2 protein-coding genes are annotated in these 943 nt (G+C 66.6%); both read right to left on the reverse strand.

What is annotated here, in order from left to right; all coding sequences use genetic code 11:
- On the reverse strand, positions 1-253 hold a 253-nt coding region (locus tag ACWKXT_RS24245), incomplete at its 3' end, for a hypothetical protein (RefSeq protein ID WP_454542711.1).
- A 140-nt stretch (positions 254-393) separates the two neighbouring features.
- The coding region (locus ACWKXT_RS24250) for a hypothetical protein (RefSeq protein WP_454542712.1) at positions 394-943 on the reverse strand (550 nt) is incomplete at its 5' end.

Genomic DNA, 943 nt, shown 5'->3' on the forward strand with positions numbered 1-943 from the left:
CCGTCGCCTCGGTGGTGTCCAGGTGGTAGGCATAACGCAGGATGGTGGCCAGAGCGGCCGCCCCGCAGCTGTAGTCGGTGTGCTGCCGCACCAGGTTGCGATAACGCCGCTCCTGCATGCTTTCCACCTTCTGCTGCAGCAGCGCGCCATTGGGCAGCACCCCGCTGAACACCACCTCGCCCGCCCAGCCAGATGCGCTGGTCAACAGCAGCAGGCAGGGCAGCAAACGCAACCACCAGCGATGACCGGCCATGCTGTTCTCCACGAGAAGGAAGGAGCCCCTGCCCCAAGGGGGAGGAGGGACAGGGGCTCCCGGGGGAACCCGGCCATTGGCGGATGGCCGGGCTTGTTGCGCTCAACGCAGGTTCGCTGCGAAAGCGGTCACACCGTGGATCATTCGCCGCCGCCGGTCCCACCGCCGGTGCTCGGCTGTGCCACGGCCAATGCCAGGCTGTTGGCCTGCAGGTTGCCGGTACCCGATGCCACGTTCACGCCGATGTTGCCGGACGCGCCGGAGAACGCGCTGCCGGACAGTGCCGAGGTGTTGGTCGCATTGACGTTCACCCAGCGGGTGGTGCTGACCGTGCCACTGAGGCTGGCATACAGGTCGGCCACGCCCAGCTCGACGAACTGGCTGGTGCCGCTTTCACGCGTATCGAAGCCCAGGCCACCCACTCCCGGCCGGTTCGGGTTCATCGTTGCGTTCTGGATCTCGTTGTCCAGATCGATGTGCCCGGTCGCATTGCCACCCGGATGCGGCAGATCGCCACTCCACGTATCGAGGTAGTAGTTGGCCATCTGGTAGGCATTGCCGGTGCCGCGATAGGTACCGGCACCCACGGCCAGGGTACCGCCAGCGACGCGACCGCTCAGGCCGACCTGCACCGTATCGGTGTAGGACTGCACGAAGCCGGCGTTGGACACGGTGTTGCCGGTGGACACC

It is taken from the genome of Enterobacter sp. UPMP701, from assembly GCF_053709515.1.